Below are 15834 nucleotides of genomic sequence, written 5' to 3'. Positions count from 1 at the left end.
AGTGATTGGAGAACGTCATGGAACCTCCAGAGACAACCCGCCACGTCGCGGCCACCGCCTCGAGCGCGATGAAGGATCTCGCCAAAGCGACGATCGCCATCGACGACCCCGCCGACCTCTACCCGATCACCGGTGAACTCCTCGGATCGCTCCGCGCGCTCGTTCAGGTCGCCGACCAACTCGCTCACGCGCACATGCATCACCGTGGTCGTGCACGCACAGATGACGGTGACGCAGTCCTGGGCGCGCACGAGGCGGACGGCGCCACGTGGGCGCTGGTGCGAGCCCGCGAGCTCCTCGACGCAGCCGGGAGGGCCGCCGACCTGGCTTCCCAGGAATCCGGCCACATCGCATGGGTTCCCTTGGGGAGGAGCGAGCGATGGGTGAACGTCGTATTCCAGCAAGGTACCGACGTTGACGAGACACTCCATATCCTCAGGCGGTCAGGGACCAAGGCAGCGATCCGCCACCTCGCGCAGTGGGACTACGGCGACGAAACGACGGAGGCCGCCCTCGCCAACGGGTACGTCTATGAGGGGATCCCCAACTGCCCGACCGACCGGGTATCCGAAGACCGAGCATCCGGTTACGCGCTCATCCATAACCCGACCCTGAGGTACGTCTCTCTCCTGCGTCATTTCCCTTCCAGTGCGGACGACGTCGTTGGGGCGTCGCCAGAGATCGAAGCCCCAGCGGCCTCGGCACCTGCGTTCGCGGTTTCGAGGTGGATGCCGTCGCGTCGAAGCGGCAGCCGGGCGGTCGCAAGGAGCGTCTCATTATGAAGGAGGAGGAACAGCTGCACGCCAGCACGCTGATCAACCCGCACGGCGAAGTTCGCCATCAGCGCCGCGGCCGCGAGCGCGCCGCAGCTCGGATCCAGGCTGACGCTCGAAAGATTCACGCCCTCGAGTCGAAGGAACGGTGGGCCACCGAGCGTGCCCAAGCCCGGGCGGCAGCCTATCTTCCTGCTGCGGGTGAGCCGGGGCCGGTGGCACTGCGGACCCCGGGCCGCCTTCGCCTACCCAAGCATCAGGACACGTCCGCGACCCTCGCCGGCCATTACCCGTTCCTCGCCGAAGCCGGCCTGGGTTCAGCCGGCGTCTTCGTCGGCCAGGACCTCTACTCCGGCGGGTCCTTCGTGTATGACCCTTGGGTGCTCTACCAGCGCGGCCTCATCACGGCGCCGAACGTCGTGCTCGCCGGGATAGTCGGGTCCGGGAAGTCATCTCTCGCCAAGTCGCTCTACACCCGCTCCCTCCCGTTCGGGCGCCGCGTCTACGTCCCCGGTGATCCGAAAGGTGAGCACACCGCTGTCGCGGAAGCTGTCGGCGGTCGTGCAATCATCCTGGGCCACGGGCTCCGCAACCGTCTCAACCCTCTCGACGAAGGTCACCGGGCCTCCGCAGTGTCCGACTCGGAGTGGTCAGCACAGGTCGCCGCTCGACGCCGAGATCTGATCGGCGCGCTCGCCGAGACCGTGCTCGAGCGCTCCCTCACCCCGCTCGAGCACACCGCGATTGACCTCGCCCTCACGGACGTCGTGCGCAGCGCCGACGTGCCGATCCTCCCTATGGTCGTCGACCGCATCCTCTCCCCTGCCAGCGCAGCGGACCACGAGCCCCGGCTTGCAGAGGACGGCCGACTCGTCGGACATGCACTGCGTCGACTCGTGGCGGGCGACTTGGCGGGGCTGTTCGACGGTCCGTCGACCGTTCGCTTCGATCCCTCCCTGCCGATGGTCTCCCTCGACCTCTCCCGCGTCGCAGAGAACTCCACCCTCGTCTCCGCCCTCATGACCTGCTCGTCCGCATGGATGGAGTCTGCGTTGGCTGATCCGAGCGGCGGGCAGCGCTGGGTCATCTACGACGAAGCCTGGCGCTTGATGGCGTATCCCGCGTTGCTGCGCCGGATGGATGCCCAATGGCGCCTGGCACGACACTTCGGCATCGCAAACATGCTCGTCTTCCACAAGTTGTCCGACCTCGACAACGTGGGCGACTCCGGCTCCGCGATGCGCGCCCTCGCTTCGTCCCTTCTCGCCAACGCCGAGACCCGCATCGTGTACCGGCAGGAACCCGATCAGCTCGGAGCCACCGCCACCGCGCTCGGTCTAACCCGCACCGAGATGAACTTGCTGCCGACGCTCGGCACCGGCCAGGGCCTCTGGCGAGTCAAAGATCGCAGCTTCGTCGTCCAGCATCAACTGCATCCTGACGAACTCGCGGTCTTCGACACCACCGCCCGTATGACGGCGGCCTGACCGCAGGCGCACCCGACGCTCCTGCCTGACACAAGGAGGAACAATGTCCCACCCGTTCTCCGAAGACCGCCTCGCCCGTATCAGTCTGGCGGCGGCGTCCGAACCCGGCGACACAGTCACCGGCACCCTCATTGCTCGCGTCGGCGCGGTCGAGACCCTCGCGCTCATCACGTCAGAATCACCGCTGCCCACACCGATCGATACCGCCGAGGGAAGCCTCTGGCGGCGAAGGCTGGCGCCGCGGCTCGACCCGGGCCAGGTAGACCGCATCCGCGACGAGATGGAACGACGCGCGCTTACGATGCTCACGATCGAGGATCTCGCCTGGCCGGCCGAACTGCAGCAACTGGGGTCCCAGGCACCACTCGCCCTCTGGCTTAGCGGACAGACCAGCCGCCTCGAAGGCGTCACCGCGAGCCGCATCACTCTTGTCGGCGCCCGCGCCGCGACAAGCTACGGCGAACACATCACGATGGAACTCGCGGCCGACCTCGCCTCCCAAGGGCGGATCGTCTACTCGGGCGGCGCCTATGGCATCGACGGCGCCGCCCACCGCGCCGCCACGATGGCACATCCCGGCTCGACCGTCGCCGTCCTCGCGACCGGTCTCGACCGCGCGTACCCGGTCGGCAATCAACAGCTGTTCGAGCGTATCCATGACTCCGGCGGACTGCTCGTCAGCGAACTGCCGCCGGGCTCTGCCCCCACACGCTGGCGGTTCCTCCAGCGCAACCGCATCCTCGCTGCCCTCACTGGCGCCACTGTCGTCGTCGAAGCAGGCTACCGCTCGGGATCACTCAACGTCGCCAGCCAGGCACACGCTCTCGGAAAGCCGATCGGCGCCGTCCCCGGACCCATCACGAGCCCTGCCAGCGCCGGCTGCCACCGATTGCTTCAGGAAGGAACCGCGACCATCGTCACCGACGCCCGCGACGCCATCGACCTCCTGGACTCCACCAATAGCACTGGGCCCGACCGGCCGTTCAACTTCGCGGCAGCGACCCGTCGCCCGCTTCGCATCGAGACGGACCCCAGCCTGTGACCGCACTCGAACCCCGCATTAGTAGGACGAGACCATGAGGACTCCGAAGGCGTCGGTCAGCTACGGCGACGAGCTCACAAACCTCGGCCTCGGTGTACTCATCGCCGGCGCCGTCCTCGCGGCCCTGCTTCGCGGTGCAGGCTCGGCCGCCGCCTGGCTGACCGGCCTGAGCCAGCCCGCCGGCGGGATTGAGGCGGGGCTGGCTGTGCTGCTCAACCCCGGCGACCCCAGCTTCGCTCTGAAAGCGCCGAGCCTTGATCCGGTTGCCTACTGGATGTGCGCAAGCCTGCTCATCGCCGCAGCGGTCGGCATCAGCATCCTGATCTGGCGACTCGTACGCGGAAGAACTCGCAGAGCCGCCGACCCGCACCGCATCGAGGGAATCGCGGGCCGCGCCGACGTCGCGAAGGCCGCGTCACGAACGGCGCTCATGCACCGCGCTGCCCACCTGCGGCCATCCGTGATGAAGGCGAAAGCGACGGACGTCGGCTACCTCATAGGCCACGCATGGTCGGCCGCGGTCTGGGCGAGCGTTGAGGACTCGATTCTTGTCATCGGCCCGCCGCGATCTGGCAAGGGCGCCCACATCGTCATTAACGCGATCCTCGATGCGCCCGGCCCCGTTGTCACCACCTCCACCCGCCCGGACAATCTCACCGCCACACTCCGCGCACGCGAACGACTGGGTCCGGTCGCGGTGTTCGATCCGCAGCAGCTCGCCTATGGGGTTCCGGCGGGGCTGCGATGGTCTCCGATCCGAGGCTGCGAGAACCCGCTCACCGCCATGATCCGCGCCACCGGACTCGCCGCCGGCACCGGCCTCGCCGCCGGCGGAGTCGAGTCCGGCGGGTTCTGGGAGGCGAAGACCCGTACCGCCCTGCAGTCTCTCCTTCACGCAGCCGCACTCGCGCAACGACCACCCAGTGAACTCTTCCGCTGGACGCTCGACCCCGCGGCCGCATCCGACGCCGTCGCCATATTGATCAACCACGCCCGCGCGGCGACGGGGTGGGCTGACTCTCTGCAGGCGATGCTCGAGTCCGATCCCAGAACCCGCGACTCCATCTGGCAGGGGGTCTCGCTCGCACTCGGCGCGCTCGCCGATCCCCGTGTGCTCGCCGCCGTGTCGCCGGCCGAGGGCGAAGCGTTCGACCCAGAGTCCTTTCTCCGTAGTAACGGCACCCTCTACCTCCTGGCCACCGGTGCCGGCGCCAACAACTCGGCGGCCCTCGTCGCCGCGTTCGTCGAGGATGTCGTCGAATCGGCGCGACGGATCGCCGCCCGAAACCCCGGAGCCCGACTCGACCCTCCGCTCCTTCTCGCCCTCGACGAGATCGGAAACCTCGCCCCGCTCCCATCTCTGCCGACGCTCATGGCCGAAGGCGGCGGCACCGGAATCACCACGATGCCGGTGCTCCAATCGCTGACTCAAGCCCGCTCGAAGTGGAGCGACAATGCCGCGGGCGCGATCTGGGATGCCTCCATCGTGAAGGTCATCCTCGGAGGAGCGTCGAACTCGCGCGACCTCCAGGATCTCTCCACGCTCATCGGCGAGCGCGACGAGACCACGCAGTCGGTGACCGTCGGTGAGCGCGGCTCCCGCTCCTCGCAGCGATCGATCCGCCGGGTCGCCATCATGCCGCCCGACGTCATCCGCACCCTGCCCTTCGGAACCGGCCTGGTCATGTTCCGGGCCGCACCACCCATCGTCACGCGGCTTCGGACCTGGGCCTCCCGGCGGGATGCGAAGGTGCTGCTCGCCGACCGGTCAGGGCTCGAGACGCTGCTGCAACAGCATCCAGTGATCGTGGCAGATCAGATGCCAGTCGAGGACGATCCTACAGAGTAGGAGCGGCGTTCGGTCCGAACCGCCCGCACGGGGCGCCCCCGCTTCGGCTGCGGATCACGCCTCCATCCGAGTAGAGAGCGCCCGGGAATTCGGTCCTCGACGGCACCACGTGTGCACCTTCTGGGTAGAGCGGACCGCCTGGTTCGCCCCTACTCAAGGATCAGCCCGATGGCTCTTCGCACCCAGCAGTCCATCTCCGGCTTCATCGCCTCGGAGCCTCAGCATTCCACGATGGAGAACGGAGACACCCGTCTCTACGTCCGGATCGGTCAGCCGCATTTCCGGCGGAACGCGGATGGTACCTTCACCGAAATGGAGCCGACCTTCCACGACATGGTCGCCTACCGCGCCACCGCCGAACGAGCGCTAACTCGCTTTGCCAAGGGCGACAGCTTTGTCGCGGAGGGCTACACCCGCACGTATCCCATTGAGCGCGACGGGCAGGTCGTTGAGGCAGAGGAGTTCGTGGCCAAGAAGCTCGGCCACGACCTCGCCCGCACGAACTACGACGTCGATCGCTCGCGCCGGTCGGCCACAGCTGAACGGCAAATGCCGAGTCTTGGGGCGTCCCCGATCGGACCGAAGGCTGCGGTCTCAAGCGCCTTGGGCCTCTGAACGATCACGATGTCAGCCAGGTTCGCAGGTTCCGGCGAAGGCTACCCCGATCCACGGCTCGGCGGTGAGTCGATGGAGGACGTCGATGGATCCTCCAGGTCAGAGCCACCTCGCCCGGTGAACTGGAACCTGCTCACCGCCGAAGAAGCCGAGGTCGAGTGGGTGGAGCTCAACCGATGGGTGAACTGGCTGCGCCGAACTTATGGGCTCCCGGCATCCGTCGTCCCACCGTTCTGGCACCGGCATCCAGAGCTGGTCTGGGAGCTGTCGGCGCTGCACCTTCACTGGCTCTGCGCGTACGACCCCGAGCAGCACGGATCCGCGCCGCTCGGCTGGCAGCACGACTTCGCCTCCGCCCGCGAGCGCCTGCACGAGTGGGTGAGCACGTGCGGCACCCGGCTCGACAGAGATCGCCCGACACGGCAGACCTCCTGGCCGGGCGAGCCTCCGCCCGACGTCATCGAAGACATGGTCATTCCGGATCGTGACGAGGACTTCGTGATGTTCGTCCTCGGCGACCTTGAGCGAAGGCGCGAGGCGGTGCGACTCTTCTACTCGAACGTCGGGGGAGGGCGTCCAAGCAGTTTCTGATCCGTAGTCAAGCGGGAACTGCGGTCGATCCCTGATGGGATTGGGATCGATGCCCCGCGCTAGGGGCGAAGTTACACGGCGTGCCCGGATCGCACTCACCGCTCCTCGCGCGAGAACGATGACTGGCGCAGACGGAGGGATTTGAACTCCGTCCCACGACATCTGCCTCGTTCCAGCCCGATCCGCTTCGGCTTTTGCGCAGCACTCCGCAGGACTGCGCACATGAAGTCCAACCAGCTTCGCCCCGGATCCACGCCAGTCCAGCCAACCACGGGCGCGCTACGGGCGCGAAACGGCTGCATGTGTTTCTCGCCGGCGACGGCCAAGACGACCAACGCTCCGTGGGACAGGAGCCAATACCGTCGACCGCGCTTCATCGTGGGAGTTGACCGCAGCATGGTCTCGGAACACCGCAATCGCACCGTCGTCGCCGACTGCCCGCGCTTTCCGATCCGAGCCAAGCGGCACCGGGCCGAGATGCCGTTCAATCAGTGGCGACGAATCCCTCGTGCACCCATCGGTGGACGAGTCCCCGTACGCGACTCGCGCCGCTCCGACGGCGGATATTCCACCCCTGCCTTCCGGAGCATCACCCCGGTGCCGCCTGGATGAGTGTGCTCCCATCGCTGGCGGTCATACGGCCTTCGTGTAACGACCTCGTAAACACCGGCCCCAATAGTCGAGAACCCCTTGACGCGCGCTCGGAGTTAAGTGAGAGTTCTGTCTCAATACGGAAGTTCTTCGCAAACCGGAGTGTCTTCGCAGTTACGCCGAAGGAGCCGCAGTGAGTCAACGCACCCTCGAATCGCCCAGATCGCTGCGGCGGCGGGAAGCCACGCCGACGGCGACGCTGGCCCAGCCCATAAGAAGCGCGTCCGCGCGTCGCCCCCGACGTTCCTGGCGGACGCTCGCCCCCTACGTGTTCCTCGCTCCGTGGATCGTCGGCATGCTGGCGATCACGCTCGGCCCGATGGTCGCGTCGTTCGTATTGTCGTTCACCGACTACAGCTTCCTGGGCGATCCGGAGTGGGTCGGTCTCGAGAACTACTCGCGGATGTTCACCGACGACCCCCGGTTCTGGGCATCGATGGGCGTCACCTTCACCTACGTGCTCGTATCGGTCCCTCTCCAGTTGGCGTTCGCCCTGCTGATCGCGATGGTCCTGAACCAGGGCCTCCGGGGCCTCGCGTTCTACCGTTCGGTCTATTACCTGCCCTCGCTGCTGGGCTCGAGCGTCGCGGTGGCGATCCTGTGGCGCCAGATCTTCGGCGCCGACGGCCTGGTGAACCAGGTGCTCGGCGCATTCGGGCTCGAGAATCTGCCGAACTGGATCGGCACCCCCGAGTTCGCGCTCGGCACGCTGATCACGCTCAACGTCTGGACCTTCGGCTCCCCCATGGTGATCTTCCTCGCAGGGCTCCGACAGGTTCCGACCGAACTGTACGAGGCCGCCGCCGTCGACGGCGCCGGGCGATGGACGAAGTTTTGGCGCATCACGGTCCCGATGATCAGCCCGGTGATCTTCTTCAACCTGGTGCTGCAGATGATCGGCGCCTTCCAGACCTTCACGCAGGCGTACATCGTGTCGGGCGGCTCGGGCGGCCCCGTCGACTCGACCCTCTTCTACACGCTCTACCTGTACCTCAAGGCGTTCCGCGACTTCGAGATGGGGTACGCCTCCGCGATGGCATGGGTCCTCCTTCTGATCATCGGCCTGTTTACCTGGCTCGCGTTCGCGACGTCCAGCCGCTGGGTCCACTACGGAGAGGACTGACCCATGACGACGCTCGCCCCCGCTTCGACGAACCCCGCTGAGACCGCAATGCCAAACGCTCGGCGCAAACGTCGCTCGCGCGCCCTGACGATGAGGAGACTCATCGCCCACCTCGTCATCATCGGCGTCGGCGTCGTGATGATCTATCCGCTGCTGTGGATGGTGTCGAGTTCTCTCAAGCCGACCTCCGAGATCTTCAGCCAGCCGGGCCTGCCGACCACGTGGACGCTGGAAAATTACGCCCGCGGGTGGGATGCGATCGGCTTCCCCTTCGCCCTGTTCCTTGGGAACTCGGCTCTCATCGCAGGACTCTCCGTTATCGGCAACCTGCTCTCGTGCACGTTGGCCGCGTACGCGTTCGCGCGCCTGGAGTTCCGGTTCAAGAAGACGCTGTTCGTCGCGATGATGGCGACCCTGATGCTGCCGTTCCAGGTAATCCTCGTGCCGCAGTACATCATGTTCAACAACCTCGGCATGGTGGACACCTACTGGCCGCTGCTGATCCCCAAGTTCCTCGCTGTCGACACGTTCTTCATCTTCCTGATGATCCAGTTCATCCGGGGGCTGCCGCGGTCGCTCGACGATGCCGCCGCGATCGACGGCTGCGGACCGTTCGGGGTGTTCTGGCGCATCATTCTTCCGCTGATGCGGCCGGCCCTCGCTGTGACCGCTGCGTTCACCTTCATCTGGACGTGGAACGACTTCCTCACGCCGCTGCTCTACCTCCCGTCACGCGAGAAGTTCACCGTCCCGCTCGCTCTCAACGCGTTCCTCGACTCCGAAGGCGCCTCCCAGTGGGGACCGATGTTCGCGATGGCGTGTCTCTCGCTCCTGCCGATCTTCCTCATCTTCCTGTTCACCCAGAAGCAACTCGTCAACGGCATCGCCACGACGGGCCTCAAGTGACCCGCACCAGCCCACCCCTGCACGACCCACGAAAGGAAATCACATGACCCCTCGCAGACTCGGCGTCGCCATCGGCGCCGGCGCACTGACCATGACGATGCTGGCCGGTTGTTCCTCGTCCCCACAGCAGCCCGCGGCGACGCCGGAGCGTCCCGAGAAGGTCGATCTCACCGTCGCGGTCTGGGGCGGCGCCGAACGCGCCGACACCTACCAGCAGGCGTTGGACCTGTTCACCGAGTCCCAGGAGGGTGTCACCGCGACGATGGAGTTCGCGGACCAAGGGCCCTACTTCGAACGGCTCACGACGTCGGCCGCATCCAAGAACCTCCCCGACCTGTTCTGGGTGACCGACACCTACTTCGGACGATACGCCGACGCCGGAGCTCTCCTGGATCTGTCGCCGTACCTCGGCGAGCAGATCGACACCGACGCGATCGGCGAGAGCTGGTTGCCTTATGGCGAGTACGGCGACGGCGTGTACGCGCTGCCGTCGAACTTCAACGGCCAGGGTGTGCTGGTCGACCAGACGGTGCTCGACGCGCAGGGAGTCGAGTGGGATGTCGAGACCTGGGATGACCTCGCGGACCTCGCCACCGAGCTCGCGCGCCCCGGCGAGGGCTACTGGGGCATGACCGATCCGACAGTCGGCACCACGCAGCGCGGCTTCGAGTCGTGGGTGCGCCAGCACGATCAGGAGCTGTACGACGATGAGGGCCAGCTCGGCTTCGACGAAGACGTCCTGGTCGATTGGTGGCGGTACTGGGCCGACCTGCGCGACGCCGGCGTCATCCCGACTCCGGACGTGCAGCTGGAGAGCGAGACGCAGGGGCTCACCAACGATCTGCTCACCACGGGCAAGGCCGCCATCCGTCTGTCCAGCGCGACGCACCTGACCGCCGCCGGCAACCTCCGCGATGGCGGGTTGGCGCTGCACTCCTACCCTGAGCTGAAGGATGCCGCCGAAGACTGGCGGTTCTACACGCCGCTCCTGCTCGCCGCGGCCGCGAACACGCCGGCACCGGGCGTGGTCGCCGAGCTGATGAACAGCCTGGTCACGAGTCCCGAGTCCGGCGAGATCACGAAGATCAGCATGGGCACGCCGACGGCACCGGCCGTGAACGAGGCCATCCTGCCCCTGCTCTCGGAAGGCGACCAGCAGGTCGTCGAATACCTCAACGAGCAGCTCGAGTTCCCGACGCGGCCGTCCCCGACCGTGCCCGAGGCATCCCAGCAGTTCGCCGCCGAGCTCGCCCGCTACTCCCAGGAGGTCGCCTACGGCCGCATGACGCCCGAGCAGGCAGCCACCGCCCTGTTCAAGGACGCCGACCGCATCCTCGGCTGACCAGACCGCCCAACCGAAAGGAACATGCAGATGACAGCATCCGCCACCCGTCCCGCCCTCGCCGCAGAAGGCACCATCACCCTCCCGGCGTCCGCCGAATTCGTCGTGAGCGACGCGGTGCGGCTCGGCCGCACCTACGGCGACTTCACGGTCACCTACGTCGGACCGAACTTCCTCCGCCTCTTCGGCAGCGTCACCGTCGCCGCGCAGCCTGAGCGCAGCGCGCGGTTCCTCGTGCTGGACGAATGGACCGACGACGCCGCGCTCGACGATCTCGTGCGCCCCGAGGGAAGCCTCGCCGACCTGTTCGCCGCACTCGCGCTCGGACCGGAGGGTCCCTGCCGCTTCGTGGGAGAGTCGAACACCGTCTACCAGGAGGCGAACGGCGGCCGGTGGACCCCGCACTTCTACACGCGCGGGAACCGGCTCGGGTTCGGCGCGCTCCCCTTCGGCGACGCCGTCGGCTGGGAGCCGGGCGATGTCTTCCTGGCGGGGGTCCGGCTGTGAGCGGCATCGCGTGGCGCCGGGTCGAGGAGGTCGAGACGACCGAGCTGAAGCCGGGCATCGAGTACAGCCATCGCCTCATCACCGAGGCGGCGCAGGGCTCGTCCTTCAGCTTCCACATCACGAGCATCGCCGCCGGCTTCGAGCATGTCGCACGCGGTGACGGCGAGCATGAGAGCGTGCTCTACTGCCTCCACGGCGGATCGACCCAGACGCTGCCCGACGGCACGGTGCACCAGTTCCGACCCGGCGACGCCGTCTATCTCCCGAAGGAGCACGAGTACCACCACGTCGTCGGTCCTGCCGGCCTGGTGATGGCGGTGTCCTGCACCCCTTCCCGCTAGACCGAGCACTGGGGGCGGTGCGTCTGCCAAGACGCACCGCCCCTTCGCGTGCGCCATCGGGAGGCGCGACGCGCAACCGCAGCACCCGCCCGGACAGACGATGAAAAGCGGTGCATCCGTGAAGATGCACCGCCGTTCACGGTTCGTTGCGTCGGCTCCCGATGGGCCGCGACAGATCAGTCGACCGCGACAGCGCCCAGCCGTTGCTCGACCGGACGGCCGGACTTGTCGGCATCCCAACCCACCATCGCTCCGCAGAACGCCGCGAAGAGTCGGCGACCCGCCTGTTCCTCGGTCATCCCGACGGTGCGGAGCAGGTCGAAGATCTCGCGGGGATCGAACAGGAGGTTCCAGATGAAGAGTGCCTCGTCGCCGGGATCCTGGATGCCCAGTTCCTCGGCTGCCTCCGTGATCGCCGGCAGCAGGGCATCAGCCTGCACGGTCAGGTACTGGGTCGACGCGCGCAGGCGGGCGAGGTAGCCCTGCTCGGAACGTGTGTGGACCATGGCGCCGCCGTGCTTGACGACGAGCCGCACCCAGTGCTCGCAGATCGCCTGCAGCCGCACCAGCCCGTGATCCTCGCACTTGGTGCTGAAGTCGAGAAGCCGCTGGCCGACGTCGAACCGGAACTGGGCGAGGATCTCATCCACCGACCCGAAGTGGCGGTAGGCGGTGGCCGTCGACACCTCGGCTCGCTCCGCGACATCGATCATGCGTACGGAAGAGCCCTTCCGGGCTACGAGATACGCGGCTGCTTTGATCAGCCGCCGGCGGTTGCGTTCCGTATCGCTGCGCATCGCTCCCCTTCGCTCAGGACGATCGTAGTGCGGCCATTGCGGCGGCCATGCGTTCCACGCCCGCCACGATCGCCTTGTCGCCGGCGGCATAGGACAGCCGCAGACGCCCCTCTCCGCTCGGCCCGAACTCGGCGCCGGGTCGCACCGCCACCCCACGCTCGCGCAGATACGCGACCATGTCGACAGACGACAGGTCGGCGTCGTACCGCGGGAAGAAGTAGAAGGCGCCCTCGGGCTCGCTCAGCATGAGCCCCGGAACCGACGCGAGAGCGTCCCGCATCAGCGCGCGCCGCCTGACGTAAGAGTCGCGCATGCGCACCACGTCGGCGGCGCACTCATCGAGTGCCACCACAGCCGCGTCCTGCACGAACGTGTTGACCGATCCATTGAAAGTTCCGTGCACGCGCGTCGCGGCGGCGATGATCTGGGAGGGTCCCCAGAGGTATCCCACACGCCACCCGGTCATGGCGTAGCTCTTGGAGAAGGTCTGGCAATAGACCGTCCGCCCGTCGAGCGCGGGGATCTCCAGCGCCGATGTGAACGGGTCGGCCGTGAAGGTGAGCGTGCTGTACGCCTCGTCGGCGAGCACGATCGTGTCAGTGCCGTCGACCATGTCGGCGAGCGCTTCGAGCTCAGCGCGCGAGTGGACGATGCCGGTGGGGTTGCCCGGGTTGCAGAACACGAAGAGCCGGGCGCCGACGAGGGCGGCGCGAAGGGCGTCGAGGTCCCAGTGCAGGTCATCCGCGAGCGGAACGTGAACCGCGGTGGCGCCGGCCATCGACACCAGGTCGGCGTACAGCGAATAGGTGGGGTCGGGGACGACGACCTTGTCGCCGGGTCCGGCGATCGCGAGGATGGCGGCGGCGAGCCCGGCTGTACCGCCCTGGGTGACCAGGACGTCCGCCGGGTCGGCGTCGCGGCCCCGGAGCGTGCCGATCTCGACGGCGAGACGCTCGCGGAGAACACGCTCACCGGCAAGCGGGGCGTAGTGGGTGCGGCCACGGGATGCCGCGGCCAGCGCGGCCTGGACGATCCGGTCGGGGGTGTCGAAGTCGGGCTCGCCCATGGCCAGCGAGACCAGGTCTGCACTGGATTGCGGCTGCTGGACGCGGCGCGAGGTGGCTTCGACTCGCGCGACCGCGGGAGACGGCGCGAAGGCGGTGCGCGTGGTGAAGGTCTGGATGGTCACGCGCGCGTCTCCTCATCGGGTGCGGTGGCGGGCTGCAGGTGCTGCGGCGCGCCGAGCCAGCGGCTGATCTCGAGATCGACGGAGGTGTCGCGCTGCTTCGTCGGCGCGACGACGATCTCCTGCAGCACGGTGCGCTGCGGCAGGGTGGCCGCGAGGTGGACGGCTCGAGCGACGTCGATCGGCTGCACCATGTTGGCCCGCTCCTCGGCGTGGGGTGGCCGCGCCCGGTTGTCGAGGATCGGGGTATCGGCCTCTCCGGGCAGGACCGTGATGGCTCGCAGGCCTTCGCCCCGGAAGGTGGTGTGGAGGAAGGTCATGAAGTTGCGCACGCCGGCCTTTGCCGCACCGTAGGCCGCACCGCCCAGGAGGTTGGGGGTGGCGGCGGCGAGCGAAGACACCGTGATGATCGTGCCGGCGCCGCGCTCCAGCATGCCGCTCAGCACGGCCCGGCTGAGGAGGAAGACAGCCGTGAGATTGACGTCGATGACGGCGCGCCACTGCTCCTCCGGCATCCACTGCGGGTTGAGGACCGAGGACGAGCTGCCGGCGTTGTTGACGAGGATGTCGACCGGTCCGACCTGCGCAGCGACCCGGGCGATCAGGTCGTCCGCGGCGCCATCGGCGCTGACGTCGGCGACCTCGACGATCGCACGTCCACCGGCATCGGCGATGGTGCCGCGGAGCGACTCGAGCGGCTCTGCGCGGCGGCCCACGACCACCACGGTCGCCCCGCTCGCTGCCAGCAGCAGCGCGGTCTCGCGCCCCATTCCGCTACCCGCGCCCGTCACCAGGGCGACCTTGCCATCCAGTTCTGCCATTCGACTTCTTCTCTCAGCTTCCATCGTTCAGATATCAGATTGCGTTCTCGTATGAGACTACTGTCGCATTTGATCCAAGGGAATGCAACGATCGCGTCGCCGCCACGGGCAGCTCGAGCGAGGCGAAGGCGCTCATCGCAGCCGCCTGCAGGACCGCGAGGTCGGCTTCGAAGGACAGGGCTCTGGCGCGGCCGACCGCACGGTCCACCCAGCGGAACTGCAACGCCCGGCCGGGCCGGACCTGCCCGACCAGATCCTGCGAACGTCGGGTTGCGAAGCCGACGATCGGGTACCCCGCGGTAAGGGTGCGATAGCGGCCGAGAACGATCAGTTCGTCCGAGTGGGGGATCTCGATGGCGCCGATCGGGACGCCGTGGGAGAGGATCTCCCCCACATGCGACGGATGCAGCACGGGGCCGTCGAGTCGGATGCCGACGTGGTCGGAGCGGTTGTTGACGGTGTAGGTCGACTCTGCGAGAAGTTCGCGGATGCCGGGGACATCGTCGGTCTCGGCGCAGTCCACGATCTCGACGACCCAGTCGTGGTCCTCGCTCGCCGGCGTCGGAACGGGAAGCCGGAAGAGCGCGCGTCCCAGGTGAGGCTGGCGGATCGTGGTCACCGCGGTGCGGAGGTCGAGCGAGGCACCTGCGGTCAGCGCCTGGGCGAACCCCATCCGGGGATCGGGTGCGGCGCTGCCGAGGAAGCGACGGGTCTCGATCAGTCCGCCGATCGCGATGTAGGAGCGCGCGGCCGACTCGGCGGTCTCCACCCGGAACGTCGCACCGGCCGGCAGCGCGAGCGGCTGGCGCCCTTCGACGCGGCATCCGTCCATCTCGACGTTCCCGACCGATCCGGTGGCGCTGACCAGCACATCGGTGGAGGCGGCGAACTCGACCGCGCCCCCGAGCGATTCGATCAGAGGGGCGCCCTGCGGGTTGCCGACGAGGATGTTCGCTGTGCGTGCGGCGCCCTGATCGGCTGCGCCGCCGCGGGGCACGCCGAGGCGTTCGGTGGCCGTGCGTCCGAGGTCCTGGACGGTGGTGCGCCAGCCCACCTCGGAGAAGAGGAGACGGGTCTCGGTCATGGTGCGACCTCCAGGAAACGGCCGTCGAGGGATGCGGCTTCCGCCGACGAGATGCGGCGAAAGGCGAGTCGGTCGCCAGGCGCGAACGACACCGGCTCCACGCGGTCGATGTCGACGATCCGCAGCGGGGTACGGGCGATCACACGCCACCCGGTCGGCCCGGGGAAGGGCTGGATGATCGCGTTGCGTCCGGCGATCATGATGGACCCGGGCGGCACGTTGGTGCGGGGCGTCGCCTGCCTGCGCACCGGCGCCGGCACGTCGAGTCCGTCCATCATGGGCGCCATCGCGGCCGCGAGAAGCGAGACCGTGAGGGTGGAGCGCTCGAGGGTCGCGATCACCTCGTCGGGCGTCACGCCGAGCTCCTGGGCCACGTCTTCCAAGTCGGGCGCGGTCTCGGCATCGAAGACGATCGGCACGTCGAGGACGCGCGGCGGCCGTCGTCCGGCATCGCCCGGGTCTTCGATCCTGCCGAGGGCGCCCAGCGTGAAGGCCACCTGCTCGACCGAGGTCGCGAGCGGATCGAATTCGACCAGCAGCGACTCCAGTCCCGAGACGATGTCCTCCACGCCGGGCGGCAGCTCGGTGAGCACCCGTTCGCGGAACTCGCCGATCAGCCGTCGGCGTTCTCCTTCGTCGTGACTGCGAACGGTCACCATGACCGCACCGTCGCCGTACTCGGCGATCGCGAGGGGAAAAGCAGTCATGGTGTGCGCCTC

At 67.8% G+C, this 15834-nt stretch carries 16 protein-coding genes; 11 read left to right on the top strand and 5 right to left on the bottom strand.

The genetic code is table 11. From position 1 onward, the window contains the following. Positions 1-17 precede the first annotated feature (17 nt). The 11 genes from ACFC1I_RS15855 (at position 18) to ACFC1I_RS15805 (ending at position 11227) form a co-directional block, all read left to right on the top strand. Positions 18-782: a hypothetical protein gene (locus ACFC1I_RS15855; protein ID WP_376011368.1), complete on the top strand. Its 765-nt coding sequence runs from the start codon at positions 18-20 to the stop codon at positions 780-782. Beyond that, positions 779-2260, top strand: a complete 1482-nt coding sequence (locus tag ACFC1I_RS15850; protein ID WP_376011365.1) for an ATP-binding protein — start codon at positions 779-781, stop codon at positions 2258-2260. The genes ACFC1I_RS15855 and ACFC1I_RS15850 overlap by 4 nt, the downstream gene beginning before the upstream one ends. Before the next feature lie 43 nt (positions 2261-2303). Beyond that, positions 2304-3302, top strand: coding sequence for a DNA-processing protein DprA (dprA, locus tag ACFC1I_RS15845; RefSeq protein ID WP_376011362.1), 999 nt, complete (start codon positions 2304-2306; stop codon positions 3300-3302). 34 nt (positions 3303-3336) lie between these two features. Continuing rightward, positions 3337-5151: a TraM recognition domain-containing protein gene (locus ACFC1I_RS15840; RefSeq protein WP_376011360.1), complete on the top strand. Its 1815-nt coding sequence runs from the start codon at positions 3337-3339 to the stop codon at positions 5149-5151. Positions 5152-5319: 168 nt separating this feature from the next. After that, complete coding sequence (locus ACFC1I_RS15835; RefSeq protein WP_376011357.1) at positions 5320-5766, top strand: single-stranded DNA-binding protein; 447 nt, start codon at positions 5320-5322, stop codon at positions 5764-5766. Positions 5767-5838: 72 nt separating this feature from the next. Continuing rightward, the gene (locus ACFC1I_RS15830; protein ID WP_376012092.1) at positions 5839-6357 is read left to right on the top strand and encodes a hypothetical protein; all 519 of its coding nucleotides are present in this window, start codon (positions 5839-5841) and stop codon (positions 6355-6357) included. An 817-nt stretch (positions 6358-7174) separates the two neighbouring features. Then, positions 7175-8131, top strand: coding sequence for a carbohydrate ABC transporter permease (locus tag ACFC1I_RS15825; RefSeq protein WP_376012089.1), 957 nt, complete (start codon positions 7175-7177; stop codon positions 8129-8131). 90 nt (positions 8132-8221) lie between these two features. Beyond that, positions 8222-9037, top strand: a complete 816-nt coding sequence (locus ACFC1I_RS15820) for a carbohydrate ABC transporter permease (protein WP_376011355.1) — start codon at positions 8222-8224, stop codon at positions 9035-9037. Between the two features lie 43 nt (positions 9038-9080). Continuing rightward, a complete protein-coding gene (locus tag ACFC1I_RS15815; protein WP_376011352.1) occupies positions 9081-10379 on the top strand; it encodes an ABC transporter substrate-binding protein in 1299 nt (432 codons plus the stop codon). A gap of 30 nt (positions 10380-10409) precedes the next feature. Then, positions 10410-10886 carry a hypothetical protein gene (locus ACFC1I_RS15810; RefSeq protein WP_376011349.1) on the top strand — a complete coding sequence of 159 codons (477 nt, stop codon included), beginning with the start codon at positions 10410-10412 and terminating at the stop codon, positions 10884-10886. Further along, positions 10883-11227 (top strand): ectoine synthase, encoded by a 345-nt coding sequence (locus ACFC1I_RS15805; RefSeq protein WP_376011346.1) that lies wholly within the window; start codon positions 10883-10885, stop codon positions 11225-11227. The genes ACFC1I_RS15810 and ACFC1I_RS15805 overlap by 4 nt, the downstream gene beginning before the upstream one ends. A 176-nt stretch (positions 11228-11403) precedes the next feature. Here ACFC1I_RS15805 and ACFC1I_RS15800 read toward each other — a convergent pair whose 3' ends face one another. Genes ACFC1I_RS15800 through ACFC1I_RS15780 form a run of 5 tightly spaced genes read right to left on the bottom strand, consistent with a single transcriptional unit; the run spans position 11404 to position 15822 of the window. Next, a complete protein-coding gene (locus tag ACFC1I_RS15800; RefSeq protein WP_376011344.1) occupies positions 11404-12024 on the bottom strand; it encodes a TetR/AcrR family transcriptional regulator in 621 nt (206 codons plus the stop codon). A 13-nt stretch (positions 12025-12037) separates the two neighbouring features. Further along, complete coding sequence (locus tag ACFC1I_RS15795) at positions 12038-13213, bottom strand: pyridoxal phosphate-dependent aminotransferase (protein ID WP_376011341.1); 1176 nt, start codon at positions 13211-13213, stop codon at positions 12038-12040. Beyond that, a complete protein-coding gene (locus ACFC1I_RS15790; protein ID WP_376011338.1) occupies positions 13210-14031 on the bottom strand; it encodes an SDR family oxidoreductase in 822 nt (273 codons plus the stop codon). The genes ACFC1I_RS15795 and ACFC1I_RS15790 overlap by 4 nt, the downstream gene beginning before the upstream one ends. Before the next feature lie 34 nt (positions 14032-14065). Next, positions 14066-15115: a biotin-dependent carboxyltransferase family protein gene (locus ACFC1I_RS15785; RefSeq protein ID WP_376011336.1), complete on the bottom strand. Its 1050-nt coding sequence runs from the start codon at positions 15113-15115 to the stop codon at positions 14066-14068. After that, positions 15112-15822: an allophanate hydrolase subunit 1 gene (locus ACFC1I_RS15780; RefSeq protein ID WP_376011333.1), complete on the bottom strand. Its 711-nt coding sequence runs from the start codon at positions 15820-15822 to the stop codon at positions 15112-15114. Before ACFC1I_RS15780 ends, ACFC1I_RS15785 begins: the two co-directional genes overlap by 4 nt. Positions 15823-15834 lie beyond the last annotated feature (12 nt).

The organism is Microbacterium sp. NPDC056044 (assembly GCF_042267145.1).
GTDB lineage: Bacteria > Actinomycetota > Actinomycetes > Actinomycetales > Microbacteriaceae > Microbacterium.
This window is presented reverse-complemented; position numbering and strand designations above follow the sequence as displayed.

Bases quoted from the DNA above. Each gene is read 5' to 3' on its own strand.
- ACFC1I_RS15855 (WP_376011368.1), top strand. From the start codon at position 18: ATGGAACCTCCAGAGACAACCCGCCACGTCGCGGCCACCGCCTCGAGC.
- ACFC1I_RS15850 (WP_376011365.1), top strand. From the start codon at position 779: ATGAAGGAGGAGGAACAGCTGCACGCCAGCACGCTGATCAACCCGCAC.
- dprA (WP_376011362.1), top strand. From the start codon at position 2,304: ATGTCCCACCCGTTCTCCGAAGACCGCCTCGCCCGTATCAGTCTGGCG.
- ACFC1I_RS15840 (WP_376011360.1), top strand. From the start codon at position 3,337: ATGAGGACTCCGAAGGCGTCGGTCAGCTACGGCGACGAGCTCACAAAC.
- ACFC1I_RS15835 (WP_376011357.1), top strand. From the start codon at position 5,320: ATGGCTCTTCGCACCCAGCAGTCCATCTCCGGCTTCATCGCCTCGGAG.
- ACFC1I_RS15830 (WP_376012092.1), top strand. From the start codon at position 5,839: ATGGAGGACGTCGATGGATCCTCCAGGTCAGAGCCACCTCGCCCGGTG.
- ACFC1I_RS15820 (WP_376011355.1), top strand. From the start codon at position 8,222: ATGAGGAGACTCATCGCCCACCTCGTCATCATCGGCGTCGGCGTCGTG.
- ACFC1I_RS15815 (WP_376011352.1), top strand. From the start codon at position 9,081: ATGACCCCTCGCAGACTCGGCGTCGCCATCGGCGCCGGCGCACTGACC.
- ACFC1I_RS15810 (WP_376011349.1), top strand. From the start codon at position 10,410: ATGACAGCATCCGCCACCCGTCCCGCCCTCGCCGCAGAAGGCACCATC.
- ACFC1I_RS15800 (WP_376011344.1), bottom strand. From the start codon at position 12,024: ATGCGCAGCGATACGGAACGCAACCGCCGGCGGCTGATCAAAGCAGCC.
- ACFC1I_RS15790 (WP_376011338.1), bottom strand. From the start codon at position 14,031: ATGGCAGAACTGGATGGCAAGGTCGCCCTGGTGACGGGCGCGGGTAGC.
- ACFC1I_RS15785 (WP_376011336.1), bottom strand. From the start codon at position 15,115: ATGACCGAGACCCGTCTCCTCTTCTCCGAGGTGGGCTGGCGCACCACC.
- ACFC1I_RS15780 (WP_376011333.1), bottom strand. From the start codon at position 15,822: ATGACTGCTTTTCCCCTCGCGATCGCCGAGTACGGCGACGGTGCGGTC.